Source organism: Pseudomonas sp. P9_2 (assembly GCF_034008255.1).
In the GTDB taxonomy this organism is placed as follows: Bacteria; Pseudomonadota; Gammaproteobacteria; order Pseudomonadales; family Pseudomonadaceae; genus Aquipseudomonas; species Aquipseudomonas synxantha_A.
In genome coordinates this window covers 325949-341787 of the sequence record NZ_CP125376.1, presented here as the reverse complement: position 1 = coordinate 341787, position 15839 = coordinate 325949, and the positions used below count along the sequence as shown (strand labels likewise).

Sequence of the window (15839 nt, the reverse complement as noted above, 5' to 3'; positions counted from 1 at the left end):
ACAATTGGCGACCTACAGTGAGCTTTCGGGACAAGCTATAGGCTTAGGGTTATTGCAATACGTTCTCGTTTGCCTGCATTGTTTGTGTTACTGTATAACACTCAAATTGCACTCAAACGCCCCGGAGGCTTTATGAAAGCTGGTATCCACCCCGACTACCGCACCGTACTGTTCCACGACACCGCCGCCGACGTGTACTTCCTCATCGGCTCCACTGCCGACAGCGACCGCACCCACACGCACAGCGACGGCAACACCTATCCCTATATCCCGTTGGACGTTTCAAGTGCTTCGCACCCGGTCTATACCGGCCAACAGCGCAAGACCCAAGCCGAAGGCCGCATTGCCGGCTTCAACAAGCGCTTTGCCTCGTTTGGTTCGAACCCGAAAAAAGCCGAAGCATGAGGATGATTCGGCGGCGTGCCCTACGCCGCCGTCTGGCGAATCGGCAACACCACGCGAAATGTCGTGCCTCTGCCCAGTTCGCTGCTGACGGAAATATCCCCGCCGTGTTTCTTGACGATGCCGTAGGACAGTGACAACCCCAGTCCAGTCCCTTCGCCCACGGGCTTGGTGGTAAAGAACGGGTCGAAAATCTTCTGTAGGCTTTCAGGGGCAATTCCGCAGCCGTTATCGGCTACTTCCAGCCAGATATTTTCGCCTTCCACACCGTTGCTGATGGTAATGGTGCCACGCTCCGGCCCCATGGCCTGGGCCGCATTGATCACCAGGTTCATCACTACCTGATTGAGCTGCGAGGCCAGGCATTCGATGTCCGGCAGGGGCGTGTAGTGCTTGACCACGTCGGCCTTGTACTTGAGTTCGCTGGCGACGATGTTCAGGGTCGAATCGATGCCTTGCTGCAGGTCAGCCAGTTGCCAGGTCTGGTCGTTATCCACGCGTGAGAAGTTCTTCAGGTCTTTGACGATCTGCACGACACGGCCAATGCCTTCCTTGGATTCGCGGATCAGGATCGGTATGTCTTCCTTGAGGAAATCCAGTTCCAGGTCGGTGCGCAAAACCTTTAGCTGATTGCGCTGTTCTGGCGCCGCGAGGTGTTCCTCACTGCGTTGATAGGCGTCGAGCATCTGTTGCAGCTGCGTGAAGTAGCTGTCGAGCGTGCTGAGGTTGGAGGAAATAAACCCCACCGGGTTGTTGATTTCATGGGCGACGCCCGCGGCGAGCTGCCCAAGGGAGGCGAGCTTTTCCGACTGCACCAGTTGGCTTTCCAGATGCTTGCGCTCGTTGATTTCCAATTGCAGCGCCTGGGTGCGTTGTTCAACCAGTTGTTCCAGCAGAGATGTCTGCAGCGACGCACGCCGGGCCATGTCCCATTTATTGGCCAGGGTATTGGCCATCTGTTGCACTTCAATATTGTCGAACGGTTTTTTCAGGATCAGCAAACGGTCATGGGCCTGCAGGCGCAACAGCAGGTCTTCCCAGGAGTAATCCGAGTACGCGGTGCACACCACCACTTGCAACTCGGGTGCGACCTGCCATAACGCCTCGATCGTCTTCGCGCCGTCCCAGCCCTGGGGCATGCGCATGTCAACGAACGCCAGTGCATAAGGACGCTGCTGCGCCATGGCGCTGGTGAGCAAGCCCAGGCCCTCTTCGCCGCCATAGGCCGAATGCAGTTCGAACGCCTGGGCCTGGGGCTTGGCCGCTTCGCCAAACAGTGCCGACTCCATGTCATCCAGCACCTGGTTGGGCGCAGTGTCCGGCATCAGGATCTTGCGAAAATCCTCATGAATGGACGGTGTGTCATCGATCAGCAGTACACGCCGGTTGGGAGGTTGGTTCATGAGCTGCTTCCGGCAAGGGTCAGGGGAATGGTCAAGGTGAATACCGCGCCGAGGCCCGGCCCGTCGCTGTGAGCACTGAGCTGGCCGTGCATTTGCACCGCGGCCAGGGCGCAGCTGTGCAGGCCGAAGCCATGGCCTTCTTTGCGCGTGGTAAAACCATGGGTGAAGATCCGTGTCATGTTCTCGGGCGGTATGCCTTCGCCATCGTCCTTCACACTGATCTTCAAGGTGTCTTCACCCTGGGCCTCGACCTTCAGCGTGATTTGTCGTGGCCTCTCGGAAAGGTTGGACATGGCGTACTTGGCGTTGCTGATCAGGTTGACCATGATCAGCAGCAGGCGGTGTTTGTCGCCGAGGATCTGCGGTACCTGTGCGTATTCCTTGACCACAGTGACGTGGTGACGGCTCAGCGCGCCGGCGTTCATGCGCAGGGCATCGTCCATCAAGGCGCCAATATTGATCGGCTCCAGCAATGTGGCAGCGCCGGCATAGGATTGCTGGGTCGAGACGATGTCCTTGATGTGATCGATGCTTTTGCTCAGTTGCGCCAGCTCATCACTCATGCCCTGTTGCTCCACGGCGATCGCTTCCACCAGTTGGTTGAGGTAGCCGGGCAGCAATTTGCCCTTTTCATCTTCGGTGAAAAAGCTGCCCAGGTCGCCCTGGTGTGCGTTGATCAATTGCATCGCTTTGCCCAGGCCCAGCGCTTTGCTGCCGCGCAGTTTACGGCTGACCAGCTCGGCAGAAATATTCACGCTGTTGAGCACGTTGCCGACGTTGTGCAGCACGTTGGTGGCGATCTCTGCCATGCCTGCCTGGCGGGCGCTGTCCAGCAGTTCGCTCTGGGCATCCTTGAGTTGTTGGGTGCGCCGTTCCACCCGTTGCTCCAGGGTTTCGTTGGCCGATTGCAAGGCGCGATTGACGCGGTTGATCTCGGCGAAACTGCGCAGCAGGCGCACCGCCAGGTAGAGCAACAGCACCACCAGCAGCGTCGAGAAAATCAGCAGGTAGCGATGATATTGATGGTCAACGAGGTCCGCGGTCTGCTGGTCCTGATTGAGGTGGGTGGTCAGGTCATCGAGGCGCTCGGCCACCGGCACGGCAGCAATGCGTTCGAGGAGGCTGTTGACCAGCGGCTGCTCGCGCAGGATCAGCGAAATATGGTTGCTGAGGATCTCCACCGGCGCCTGGAACTCACTGGGCAGGCTCTGTTTGTTGATCGCCAGTTTGCCCAGGCCCACCAGGATATCGGCGGCGCGTTCATCGCTGGTGACCTGGGCAAACTCCAGGCTGCTGAGCAGCAGGTCGTAAGTGTCGGTGGCCACGCCTTGCAGTTGCAGCCGGCCTTGATCGTCAATCTGGTTGAATTGGGCTTGAATGTCGTCTTCGGCGGTCGGCAAAAACGCCAGCGAGTTGCGCAACACGGCGTTGTGGGACTTGAACTGATCCACCAGGCGGGCTTTTTCCTGGATGGCGGCCACATACGCTGCCTGGCTGGCTTGCCAACTCGGCAGGTCGGCAGGGTTGTGGTAGGTGTCGCGGCCTTGCAGTTCAGACCAGATACGGGTCATGTCCGAGAGGGGCGTGACCAGCGGATCGTAGTTGTGGGTAATCGCGATCCGGGCCTTGAGCACTTCACTGTCCCATTGGGCATTGAGTTGCTGAAGCTGGCGGATCAGGTCTCGGGACTGGGTATAAGTGGCTGTTTGGTCGCGGGAAGATTTGAGGTACAAAAACACCAGTGTAGAGGCCAATAACAAGGCTATCAGGCCCAGCAGCATCTGGCTGGCACGACGGCGCGAAAAACGTCTCATAGCGGCTTGCCCGCCCATTCGCCGGTCAAGGTTCTGAGAAACTGGATAATCAGTTCCTTGTCTTCTTGGGACGGAGTGCGCCCCAACTGGTACTTGAACATCACGTCGACCGCGTCCTCCAGGGTCTTGGCCGAAGCGTCGTGGAAGTAGGGCGCGGTGACGGCCACATTGCGCAGGCTGGGCACCTTGAACACGTGGCGGTCCTCTTCATCGCCGGTCAGCAGGTAGCGGCCCAGGTCCGATTCGACCGGGTTGCCACGTGCCTTGAAGTAATCGCCCATCACGCCGAATTTCTGCAACATATTGCCGCCGATATTCACGCCCTGATGGCAGGCGATACAGCCGTACTCCTTGAAACGCTGGTAGCCGTATTTTTCCTTGATCGTCAGAATTTCGGTGTTGCCCAGCAGGTACTGGTCAAATCGCGAGTTGGGCGTCAGCAGCGTGCGCTCGTAACTCGCCAGCGCGTCCTGCACGTTGGCGGCACTGACGCCATCGGCATACACCTGCGCGAAGGCGCGCTGGTAATCAGGGTGGGCGGACAGGTTGTATTCCACGGCTTTCCAGTCGCTGCCCATTTCCATCGGGCTGATGACCGCGTGCTCGATCTGCGCTTGAAGGGTGTCGACCCGGCCATCCCAGAACTGCTTGAAGTTCAGGCTGGCATTGAACACGGTGGGCGTATTGAGTGGCACCGGCTTGCCATCCAGGCCTAGGGAGAAAGGTTTGTTGTCGGCACCGCCGGTTTCCAGGTGATGGCAGCTGGCGCAGGACAAGCTGTTATTAGCCGATAAGCGCGGCTCATTGAACAGCCGACGGCCCAGCTCAACCTTGGCCGGATCCTGTAGGGGAACACTCGGCAACGGCTTGAGCGCTTCGTCCAGCGGTGCGGCTGCGAGTGCTGCGCCGGTGCACAGGCAAAACGCGAGCACAAGGCTGAATCGGGTAGTTGAAACGTTGCTCAAGCGAGCACTCCTTGCAGGCCCAGGGCTATGGATGGGGCATCAGTGTCGCGCAACCCACTTGCAGCAACTGCACGAAATCCTTGGGGGGCAACGCCTTGCTGAAGAGGAAACCCTGGCCCTCTTCACACTTGTGGGCCTTGAGGAAATTGAGTTGCTCGACGGTTTCCACGCCTTCGGCAATGATGTTCAGCTCCAGGCTCTTGCCCATGCCGATGATAGCGCTGATCAGTTGTTCGTCCTGGTTATTTACGCTGAGGCCGCGCACGAAGGACTGGTCGATTTTCAGCACATCGATGGGAAAGCGCCGCAGGTAGCTCAGACTCGAATAGCCGGTACCGAAATCATCCAGCGCCAGACGCACGCCCATGGCCTTGATTCTGCGCAGGGTATCTACGGTCTCGTCGACATTCTGCATCAGCACGCTTTCGGTGATTTCCAGCTCCAGCTGGGCGGGCGGCAGGCCGGTTTGCTTGAGGATGGCGGCCAGGTTGTCGACGAAGTCCCGTTGGCGAAAGTCGATCGCCGAGATGTTCACCGACATGCGCAGCGGCACCAGGCCCAGATCCCGCCAGGCTTGGGCTTGCTCGCAGGCTTGGCGCAACACCCACTGGGTCAGGCGCACGATCAGCCCGCTGTCTTCGGCCACCGGAATAAACTGCGCCGGGCTGATCCAGCCTGACTGCGGTTCAAACCAGCGGGTCAACGCCTCGGCGCCGACGATCCGCCCGGACGCCAGATCCAGCTTGGGTTGGTAATGCAGGACGAACTCATGGCGTTCCAGGGCCTGGCGCATCGCGCTCTCCAGGTTTTGCTGGTGCTGGGCGCGGCGGTTCATGTCTTCGGTGTAAAAGCTGAAGTCGTTGGGGCCGCGTTCCTTGCTGGTGCGCATGGCGGTTTCGGCGTGCTTGATCAGTTGCACCGCATTGGTACTGTCATTGGGGTAAATGCTGATACCCAGGCTAGCGGTGACGTTCAGGTCGTGCCCCGCAATATGACGCGTTGCGCTGACGGCGCTGAGCAGTTTTTGCGCAATGTGTTGGGTTTGCTGAGGGTGCTGGATATCGTTGAGCAGGATCACGAATTCATCGGCGCCGTAGCGAAACGTTGAGTCCGAAGCGCGTACCGTCGCCACCAGGCTGCGACTGACGTGCTGCAGCACTTCATCGCCCACCGGATAGCCAAGGGCGTTGTTGATGCGTTTGAAGCGGTCCAGCCCGATAAACATCACCGCCAGTTGCGAGTCATGCCGCCGGCCCAGGGCGATGGCCTGGGTCAGCCGGTCGCCGAGTAACGTGCTGTTGGGCAACTCGGTGAGGGCATCGTATTGCAACAGGTGCGAGACCTTCAGCAGTTCCTGCACACGTTCTTCAATGATGCGTTCCAGGCCGAGCACCTTGTGGGCCACGTCCTGGGCCAGTTGCCATTTCCAGGTCAGTGCGCTGGCCATCTGGCGGATTTCCAAGGGGTCGAAAGGTTTTTTCAGGATCAGCAACTGATCGCTGTATTTCAGTCGCGCTTCGATGGCCTCAAAGGAATAGTCGGAGTAGGCGGTGCACAGGGCGATTTGCAGGTTGGGGTCGACGTTCCAGAGCTGTTCGATGGTTTGCAGCCCGTCCCAGCCGGGCGGCATGCGCATGTCGATAAACACCATGGCGTAGGGGGCGTTGTCCGCCAGCGCCTTGTTCACCAGCGCCAGCGCTTCCTGACCCTGGTAGGCGGAATCCAGCTCGAACGCTTGGCGCAACGGTGCAGTGGTGCCGAACAGGGTCGACTCCAGAGTGTCGAGGGAGGGTTTGCCGTCTTCATCGGCGCAGAGGATCTTGCGAAAGTCCTGATGGATCGAGGCGGTGTCATCGACGATGAGGATGCGACGGTTGGCCCGTTCACCTTGGGTGTTCATGACGCGTCTGGCCTAGGCAAAAGACTTGATGGCATAGCGATTCCTTCCCTGGCTGGACTGCATAGCTCGGTGCCCACTGGCAGTGACAGCATAGTCGAGCTCCTTGATATCGACGGCCAGTTGGCGTCAAATCAACAGCGCTGTGCGCCGGGAGCCGGTACGGGCACGCCCCCCCCCCGCGTCAATCTAGCTTAACTTCGTTCAATTTGAAGGCAGAGTCACCATGGATGAACAACTCGCTACGAAGTCTGCCGTTTTGCTGGTTGACGATGAGGAATCGATCCTCAATAGCCTGCGCCGCTTGCTGCGCGGCCAGCCTTACGAGGTGTTATTGGCCACCAGCGGCGCCCAGGCGCTGGAGATCATGGCCAGTCGGCCCGTGGATTTGGTGATGAGCGATGCGCGTATGCCCGGTATGGACGGGGCCACGCTTCTGGCGCAGGTTCACCGCCTGTATCCCGCCACCGGCCGCATCCTGCTCACCGGTTACGCAGACCATGACACCATCATCAAGGCAATCAATGACGGGCAGATCCACCGTTACATCAGCAAGCCCTGGAATGACGCAGAGCTGATACTGGTGCTGCAGCAGTGCCTCGAACACCAGCGGCTCCAACACCTGACCCGCGAGCAGAACGAGCAGCTCAAAGCGCTCAACGCCACCCTGGAAAAACGCGTGACCGCGCGCACCGCCGAGTTGCAGCAGACCGCCGATATGCTCGACCTGGCCTATGACGAGCTCAAGCGCAGCTACGTGACCGGCACTGAAGTGTTTTCGCTGTTGGCCAACCTGCGCTTGCCCAAGAACAAGCAGACCAACCGCGCGTTGATCGAGCTGATCCGCGTGTGCTGTGCCGCCCAGTCCCTGGATGAAGCCAGCACCCGCGACCTGACCATGGCCGCCGCGCTGTACAACATCGGCAAGCTGAGCTGGAGCGACAGCATGATGGTGTCGCCGGCGGACAAGCTGCACAGCACCGACCGCGCGCAGTATCGCGAGTACCCGACCCAGAGCGAATCACTGTTGATGACCCTGGAGCCGATGAAGGATGCAGCGCGGATCATTCGTCATCACCAGGAGCGCTGGGACGGCTCGGGGTTTCCCGACCACCTCAAGGGCGACGCGATTCCGTCGGGTTCGCGCCTGCTGAAACTGGCCGTGGACTTCATCGAGTTGCAAAAGGGCCTGATCCTGGAGCGGCACCTGAACAGCGACGAAGCGCTGCTGTATATCCGCAAATACGCCGGGCGTTTGTATGACCCGGCGCTGGTGGAAGACTTTGTGCTGGCCTGCGCGACTTTCCTCAGTGACGTGACCCTGGGCGACCCTACGGTCAAAGTCCTCACTACCCGCGAACTTGAAGCCGGGATGGTGCTGGCCCGCAACCTCAATGCCGACAACGGCATGTTGCTGCTCAACGCCGGCAAGGTGTTGAACCTGCCGCTGGTAGACAAGCTGATTGCCTTCGAAGCCATGGAGGGTGCCAAATACAGCATATTCATCAAACAACCGGACGAGACCTCGATTCCTTCATGAGCCATTCAACTATCCGCATCGCCGCCGCCGTCCTGATCGATAAAGACGGCCAAACCCTGCTGGTACGCAAGCGCGGCACCCGGGCTTTCATGCAGCCTGGCGGCAAGATCGACGCTGACGAAACCCCGCTCCAGGCGTTGGCTCGTGAGCTGCACGAAGAGCTGAACCTGCACATCAATCCGCAAGAGGCCGTGTACCTCGGCCAATTCTCGAGCCGGGCCGCAAACGAGCCGGGTTTTATGGTGCAGGCCGATATGTACCAGCTGCATATCGACGTGGCGGTCGAACCGGCGGCTGAAATAGAAGAAATATGCTGGATCGACCCCATAGGCGACGGCGGCCTGGAGTTGGCGCCGCTGACGCGTGAGTTCATCCTGCCGCATTATCGTGCTTCCTTGCTCAGCGCATGATGATTCGCCCGCTGCAGGCTAGCGATGCCCTGGCGTATCGGGCGTTGATGCTTGAGGCTTATGGCGCTTATCCCCAGGCGTTTACCTCCAGTGTTGCCGAGCGCGCCGCGATGCCCCTGAGCTGGTGGGAAAAACGCGTGAGCAGCGCTCTGGATCACCTGCTTGGCGCATTCGAGGGCGACCAACTGGCGGGTATCGCCGGCCTGGCGTTCGAGCCGCGGGAGAAGGCGTGGCACAAGGCAACATTATTCGGCATGTATGTGAGTGCGGCTTATCAACAACGGGGATTGGGGCGGCAACTGGTAGAGGCTGCGCTGGAGGAGGCCCGTAGACACCCGCGGCTGGAACTGATCCAACTGACTGTCACTGCCGGGAATGAGGCAGCGTTTGCGCTGTACCAGCGTTGCGGCTTCATTCAGTACGGCTTGGAGCCGTTGGCGGTGCGGGTTGGTGAGGAGTATTTCGACAAGATCCACATGTGGCGTGAGTTAAAAGATCAGTGATATCCAATGTGGGAGGGGCGGTGCGACGGTTCGACTTGCTCCCGATGGCGGCCTCAGGGTTGGTTGGGATGCTGGATCAGACCGAGTACATATCCGTTATTTGGGTAACGGCTGCTATTGGTTCCGCTTTTACAGCGGGTCACTTTTGGAAAAGAGCCCCAAATCCATGGCGGATTACGGCCAGCATGGTTTGACGGGGCGCTTAAGATCAAGATCAAAAGCAGATCAGGATCAAGAGCGGCTCGCTTCGCATCGTGGTTAGGGGGGCTGCGAAGTCGCTTAACGCACTGCGCTGACCCCATCCAGGGTGGAAAACGACGTGTCCTTGGCCGTCAGCAAGAAGTCGCGCATGTACGGCGCATCCAGCATGTCCGCCCGAATGCCCGCGTACAGCGTGGCGAACAGACCTTTCTCGCCCAGGCGCTTGGCCTTCACATACCCGCGTGAGCTGTACTCATGCAGCGCCCAGTGGGGCATACCGCAGACGCCTCGGCCGCTGGCCACCAGTTGCATCATCATCACCGTCAGCTCCGAGGTGCGTACCAGGGCGGGTTCCACGTCGGCAGGTTCCAGGAAGCGGGTGAAGATGTCCAGGCGGTCTCTTTCCACCGGGTAGGTGATCAGGGTTTCCGTCAGCAGATCTTCCGGCACGATGTATGACTTGTTCGCCAGCGGGTGCTGGTTGGCCACGGCCAACATGGCTTCGTAGGTGAACAGCGGCACATAGGTGATACCCGGCAGCTCCAGCGGGTCGGAAGTCACCACCAGGTCGAGGTCTCCACGGGCCAGTGCCGGCAATGGCGCGAAGGCAAAGCCGGAGGCCAGGTCGAGCTCGACCTCGGGCCAGGCATCGCGGAACTGGTCGATAGTCGGCATCAGCCACTGGAAGCAGCTGTGGCATTCGATGGCCATGTGCAGGCGCCCGGCGGTGCCGCCTGCCAGCCGTGCGATGTCGCGTTCGGCGCCACGCAGCAAGGGCAGGGTGGCGTCCGCCAGTTGCAGCAGACGCAGGCCTGCGCTGGTGAAGCGCACAGGCTTGGTCTTGCGTGCGAACAGCGGCATGCCCAGGCGCTCTTCCAGTTCCTTGAACTGGTGGGACAAGGCGGACTGGGTCAGGTGCAGGCGCTCGGCTGCCTCCACCAGGCTGTCGGCTTCACGCAGGGCATGCAGTGTTTTTAGATGACGAATTTCCAGCACTGTGGCCTCCATGAATAGTATTTGCGCACAATGATAATTCATTGAAAGCTCTTCATGTTGGCCGCCCACCTGTTGGGATTACTTCAGCGCCTGGAAGTGCATTCTGGCGAAGGGCTTTTCGATAGACCCACGCCAGATTTTAGTGTCTACAAAGGCCAGTCCCTCTGCTGCGGCTTGCCATTTCATGCCCAAGTAGCGTTGTGCAAAGAGCTTTAAATGCGCCTTGGGGAAACTGTCGAACGAGGACTGCAGCGCGTCATAGTGAAAGTGCGCGTACCAGATCGGTTGGTCAGCCTTAGCCTGCCGGTTCGAGTCGTAGATCTCGTATTCCTGCAGGTAGTCGTCTTTGCCGTCGGGGCGTTTGTCCCTGAGCTTTTTACGCGCGCCGATTTTTCGAATCACCACTCGGCCTTTACCGACCAGATAGTCCAGGTAGCCTTCAGTCGGCGTTGGGCTTTCCAGGCTACGTTGAATCCGTAAGGCTTCGCCTGCCTGTTCAAGCGCAGTTGCACGAATGCGCAATTGATCGACAATCGGGTTGCCCGCGTCGAGGCTTTGCACGTTGTTGGCGCGAGTCCTGAGTTGTTTGGCTTCGGTGACCAGCCTGTGTTCGAGGTTGATCGGCTCCATGGTTTTGTACCCTCGCACCTGCTGTTCATAAGCATCCACTCCGTCCAGGCGGGTACGGGCATCCGCAAGTGTGGCGCGGCGGTCGGTGGGCAGCGCAGGCGGGGCGGCGGCAGGTTGGCTCTGGGTCAGGTTCAAACGGTAGGTGTTGCTGTCGCCAATCTTATCCCATACCTCAGTGGGATTGCCGTCGGCGTCGCTGATGATGAATTGTCGCGGTGATTGTTGCCCGGCGGGTTTTTCGGTGCCTATCAATAGTTGCCCGTCCTCGGTTTCAAAGGCGGTCCGAGTAGCGTTTGGATTGGGCTCGGAGGCGGGTTTCTTGATGGCCCGTTCGGCTTTTCGAATCAAGCGGTCAAGGTCTTTTTGCATGAGTTGGAAAAAGTTCGGATCGAAATGATCTGGTGACCTCTCGTTCCAGGCACTCAGATCACGTGAAAACTCTTCATAGACCTTGATGCAGTTCTGCAATATTCGATTGCGTTCAACCCGGCTGATATTGGCTTCGGGTAGGGTCATGTGCGCGGTTAGAGCGCGGCTGACGTTGTTCCTGGCCTGATTCACCGCAGTTTCCTGGTAGATCCAGTCAATGTCCACGGTTTGCTGTCGGCGGGTGATTGGGTGCAACAGTTGGCCGCTGCGCATACTGGTAATGCGCAGGTCGGTAAATCTCTGCTTCCAATAAGCCAGGTTGGCCGCGACCTCAGTGCGTGCCGTTCTGGCGGTAATGCGTTTGCTCCAGGTGCCCATGTCCTTCATCGAGCGCTCTATCACGTTAAGATCATCAAGTATGTCCAGGCGGCATTGCCTCACTTCACTGAGCAGTGTTTGAGTGATGGGGGAGGCTGAAGGCAGGTTATCCAGCTGCTGGATGATCGCCATGGATCGGTCAAATGACGCCACGGACCGATTGGTGGCATGGTGAATCAGGTGATTGAGTCGGTCAGACACAATGTGGGCTGTTTTACTCAGTTGTACAGCATAGTTGAAGTTGGGTAGGCGGACTTGCTGTTGCTGGGCCAGTTCGAGCGACGTATACATCTTCTTGGCGCTTTCGATGTCCCTGGCCAGGTCGACATCCAGGGCTTTGCTGTCTGTTGTTCTTTGAGTGGACGCGACTTGGGGGTCTGGATAGTCGTTTGCGTGTTTTCTTAATTTTGCGGTGCAGGCATCGACTTGGGTCACAAGGTCGTTGTGTTGGGTTATCACATTTTTACCGAGCGTAGCGCGCTGCGTATTGACCTCTAGCGCGGATGCCGGGAGTTCTCGATTGACTGCAGGTGGAACGCTCCCCGGCTGGCCTCCCCCGCGTCCTCCGCGCCGGCTGCCACCGCCATAAACGGTGTTGCGACCACCGTGCAGCGCGCCGTAGGTGTCCCATTGCAGGGCAGGGTCCAGTTCAATGACCACGCTGTCATACCTGTTTCTGGCAATCAGGCGCATTTCTGCGGTGTGGGCGTCGAACCTGACCCTGTAGTAACGACCTTCACTGAGGATGAAGTAATCGCCGGACACATTATGGCGCAAGGTGTGGCGATAGGGCCCGGTCAACACCGGTTGCAGATTGCCGGCCTTAATGGTCTCGGGGTGTTCGAAGCCGGCGAAGCGCTCGCGGGTGGTTGTCCCCTGGCGTGACTTCAATGATCGCCACAAGCTGGTGCCAGGCAGGTGTTTGAGCTGATGAGCGCGAGTCATTTGCCGGGCCGCACTGCCGCGTGGACCGGGTAAGGCGGCGGATATCGCGACGTCCCCAACCGCCTGGGCCAGAGACTGGAGCGCCGAGATCATTTGTTCGAGGCCTTGTTTGGTGTCACCTCGCCGAAACGCGGCCACCGCTTGATTCATGGTGGTGGAGGCGTCCACAAGGGATACGACGGCACCTACAAAGGGCACAAAAGACACGGCGATTTTGATACCGAGAAGAAGCGTTCCGCTCTTGAGTGCGTACCGTTCATTTGCCAAGTCGTCGTTGGAGCGTGCGTCATTGCGGTTGGCCTCGATCAGGCGGCCCATTTGGGCATCCAACTGATAGGCAGCCAGGGACGTGGTGGCCGGCCAGGGGAAGCCGGCCTGGATCATTGCATTGTATCTTTTGCCGATGGCGTCGCCGATGCGCCCGACGTGGGCCCGCACATCACCCTTGATCGCGCGCCCCGCCACGTATGTCGCCATGGAGTCGAGGTTGCACAGCTCAAATAGGGCAATGCGCGCCTGCTCAAGGCTGGTAAACCCACGCAAGTAGCGTTCATCGGGCGCCTCAGGCAGATAGAGCAAGGTATTTCCCGAGTTTTGCTCTTCGATAAACGTGATACCCGACAGCGTGATTGGGCTCTCGTCGTTCGTATCCTTGCCGCCTGCGCTCAGGTGGGCCGGCAGTAGGCGGATGCGCTTGCCATCAATGTTCCAGGCGGCATCGGTGGCGGCGTCAATCGCGATGTTCAGCAGGTGCAATTGGCCTGTGTCTATGTGGTTTTGCATGACGGCCAGTCTGCCCTGCATCTTGAGCAATAGACGCAGAGGTTCTGTCAGGCATTCGTGTCGGTATTGCTTCTGGTGCATGGACTCCTCTGGTCCACCTTTGAATGTTTGGCGGATAAGGTCTTCATACTTCTGCGCCAGGTTGAGATCGCGAATGGTGCTGGCCAGGTACCGCTCCGTCACTCCAGCCTTAAGTACATCGCGCTCATTGACGTCGTCGGCGGTGACCTCGACGCTCACGAACTTCAGGCGTGCACTGAGGGCACTGTCGAGATTTTGCAGCGCCAGTGAGTCCAGAGATACCTTGCTGCGTTCAGCGCTGGGCTCGTCGAAGAGGATATGGGGTGCGTTCGGTAATGAATCGAGGAAAATATTAGGTTTTTGCACCACCGAGTCGGGCAATTCCAGGTCGAGAGTAAAACCTTGCTTAAGGGAGAAATCCTTGCGTAAACGTGCGTCGACCGTTTTCCTGACAAACTCGTCTCGAGGTGACAACGAGCGCTCCATCAGCGCTTGCGCGTTTTTCAGGGCACGAACGTAGGTCGGGAGCATCGCCTTGAAGGCTTCTCGATTTTCAGCGGTGTTTGTGCGCAGCCACTCTGGCAGCAGCTCGGCAAGCATCTGGCTGTTGTGTTGCTCGATAAGCTGTAAAAACGCCACTTCGCGTGCCATGTTATTGGGGAGCAGCAGCGTCGGGAGTGTTTGCTTGCGCAGTATTTCCAACTCACTGGCAAGTCTTGATGCTTGTTCGGGGGCGGACCAGGTTTGGCGCAGGCTCGCGGCTTGTTCTTCGAAGGCGGTTTGTTGACTGCTCAGGCTGTACTCGAAGGGGGCTTGTGTCAATGGCTTGAACCGCAGGGCCAGCACCTCATCTTGGGGATGGATGGCGAACAAACCTTCTTCCAGCGCCTGTCGGGAGGCGAAGCGTTGCAAGCCGCCGTCGTTACCGGGCCAGTAGACGAAATGCGTGCCGCTGCCGTTGGTACGGGGTTGCGGGGCCTGGGGGGGGAGCAAGACCAGCGGTCCGTTGAGTTCGGTGTGTGTCGGTTGGAGATCGCCGGGCCGCTTGACCGACAACATCAACGCCATGACGTCGGGCTTAGGCGTGTCGAGGGCGCTGGTGATCTGTAGCAGTTCGGCTTCGGTGATCTGGTCCAGGGTTCGCTGAATGTTCGCTTCGATCCGCAGCCCCTGCACGCGCGCCTGGTAGAGCGCGGAGTAGTGGGTGTTGAGTGCGGCTAAATCCAGGTGCCTACGGTTCAGCATGGCGCGTGCCGCGTCTTCAGCGGCGCGTTGCTGCACTTTCAGGTTATTGAGTTGCTGCTCGAACGATTGCCAGGCTGGGCTCGTCGGGGTGTTGCTGCCGAGCAGTTTTTCCAGGGCAAGGCGGTGCTGCCGTATCAAGACCTTGCGTTGGCTGGCGTGTATGCCGTTATGCAGCAGGCCGAACTGTGGCAGGTCGCTGTCGACCTGTGCATCGACGGTCGTCCCCGGTTGTTCGGGCGCTTGCGCAAAGAGTGCCTGGGCCCGGCGCTGGACATCGCGTTGGTCAATATGCTGGCTGGCTTGGTAGGCATCGTGGAGCTTGACGTGGGCCAACGGCTTGATCGCGTCCTCGTATTGCTGGTTGGCCAACTGCTTGAGCCAAAGATTGAGGCCGGCTTCCAGCGGGTTGTTGTTGATCTTGTACTCGATGATGGCCAGGGGATCGATGTCGCTGGCTGCGAACAACGTGGTCTGCCGGTCGAGCAACCAGCGTTCCAGGTCCAGGCGCCGGCTAAAGGTATGCCAGGCAGGCGCCTGTGTCGGCAGGTACACCAGTTGGCTGACCGGTTGTTCTGTATCCAGGGTCAGGACCCAGGCGCCGGGCAGCGCGATGGTATTGGCCCCGGTGCGCTTGAGCAACAGCTGCTCGGCGCAGAATTTTGGCGCGTCGGCCGTGGGCGCTACCGGGTTGATCAGTGAGAACAACGGTGTGAGCACTTCGGGATGGACCTTGTTCTCGGCCAGCAAGTGTTCTCCGCTGGCTTCGAAGTGGATCCGGTAGAGTTCGATCGCCCGGTTGAGGCAGGTCAGAGGCGTATTGGGGGCCCGCTCCGTGCGCCAATAGCGCAACCAGTTGTCCTCTATGGCTTGCTCCAGATCCAGGGTTTTAAGCTCATTGAGCAGTTGGGCAGCGGTGTGCTGCGCCAAGGTGTGTTGCGCTGGCAGGTAAAGCAGGTTGCATTCCGGTATTTGCGCGGTGTCCAGGCTGGGGTGTTGCTGCAGGTAGAGGCAGGCATCGGTCAGGCTGATCAGGCTGCGGCCACGTTGTTCGGTGGCGGAGAACTGCAGCATCACGCGCTCGCCGTCCAGTTGCAGATCGGTTTGGAGCAGGCGGTTGATCGAACTGCGAACCGTGGGAATGCCGGCCATCAGCGTGAGCATATCGCTGCGGCAGTCTTGCCAGCGTTGTGTGGCGTCGACCAACAGGTCTTCGTCAATGCTCGTTAGCGGCAGTGGAGACCAGGCGCCGAAATCGGTGGGGCTTGTTGTGTGGGTCATGGTTTCAATCCTTGAAGTAGAGCATACGCAGTGACTGGCGAGTGCGCATGGCACGACCT

General features: G+C 59.2%; 10 protein-coding genes. 4 read left to right on the top strand and 6 right to left on the bottom strand.

The genetic code is table 11. From position 1 onward, the window contains the following. The first annotated feature begins 132 nt into the window (after positions 1-132). Positions 133-405 (top strand): type B 50S ribosomal protein L31, encoded by a 273-nt coding sequence (locus tag QMK52_RS01610; RefSeq protein ID WP_005785201.1) that lies wholly within the window; start codon positions 133-135, stop codon positions 403-405. Positions 406-425: 20 nt separating this feature from the next. Here QMK52_RS01610 and QMK52_RS01605 read toward each other — a convergent pair whose 3' ends face one another. From QMK52_RS01605 to QMK52_RS01590, 4 genes are read right to left on the bottom strand one after another with little or no spacing between them, the layout of a single operon-like run. Continuing rightward, entirely contained in the window at positions 426-1805 is a 1380-nt protein-coding gene (locus QMK52_RS01605) for an ATP-binding protein (RefSeq protein ID WP_005785203.1), read from the bottom strand. Continuing rightward, positions 1802-3619, bottom strand: coding sequence for a DAHL domain-containing protein (locus QMK52_RS01600; RefSeq protein ID WP_005785205.1), 1818 nt, complete (start codon positions 3617-3619; stop codon positions 1802-1804). Before QMK52_RS01600 ends, QMK52_RS01605 begins: the two co-directional genes overlap by 4 nt. Continuing rightward, on the bottom strand, positions 3616-4584 hold the full coding sequence (locus tag QMK52_RS01595) for a cytochrome-c peroxidase (RefSeq protein ID WP_005785206.1): 969 nt from the start codon (positions 4582-4584) through the stop codon (positions 3616-3618). The genes QMK52_RS01600 and QMK52_RS01595 overlap by 4 nt, the downstream gene beginning before the upstream one ends. Before the next feature lie 25 nt (positions 4585-4609). Beyond that, positions 4610-6484, bottom strand: a complete 1875-nt coding sequence (locus QMK52_RS01590) for a putative bifunctional diguanylate cyclase/phosphodiesterase (RefSeq protein WP_320403742.1) — start codon at positions 6482-6484, stop codon at positions 4610-4612. A 223-nt stretch (positions 6485-6707) separates the two neighbouring features. Between QMK52_RS01590 and QMK52_RS01585 the strand changes: the two genes are divergently transcribed. Genes QMK52_RS01585 through QMK52_RS01575 form a run of 3 tightly spaced genes read left to right on the top strand, consistent with a single transcriptional unit; the run spans position 6708 to position 8934 of the window. Then, the gene (locus tag QMK52_RS01585) at positions 6708-8021 is read left to right on the top strand and encodes an HD domain-containing phosphohydrolase (protein ID WP_005785210.1); all 1314 of its coding nucleotides are present in this window, start codon (positions 6708-6710) and stop codon (positions 8019-8021) included. Further along, positions 8018-8431, top strand: a complete 414-nt coding sequence (locus tag QMK52_RS01580) for an NUDIX domain-containing protein (protein WP_320403741.1) — start codon at positions 8018-8020, stop codon at positions 8429-8431. Before QMK52_RS01585 ends, QMK52_RS01580 begins: the two co-directional genes overlap by 4 nt. Next, a complete protein-coding gene (locus QMK52_RS01575; protein WP_005785214.1) occupies positions 8428-8934 on the top strand; it encodes a GNAT family N-acetyltransferase in 507 nt (168 codons plus the stop codon). The genes QMK52_RS01580 and QMK52_RS01575 overlap by 4 nt, the downstream gene beginning before the upstream one ends. Before the next feature lie 279 nt (positions 8935-9213). On the opposite strand, the gene metR is transcribed toward QMK52_RS01575, so the two are convergent. Continuing rightward, complete coding sequence (gene metR / locus QMK52_RS01570; protein WP_005785216.1) at positions 9214-10131, bottom strand: transcriptional regulator MetR; 918 nt, start codon at positions 10129-10131, stop codon at positions 9214-9216. A 78-nt stretch (positions 10132-10209) separates the two neighbouring features. Further along, a complete protein-coding gene (locus tag QMK52_RS01565) occupies positions 10210-15780 on the bottom strand; it encodes a dermonecrotic toxin domain-containing protein (protein ID WP_005785217.1) in 5571 nt (1856 codons plus the stop codon). Positions 15781-15839 lie beyond the last annotated feature (59 nt).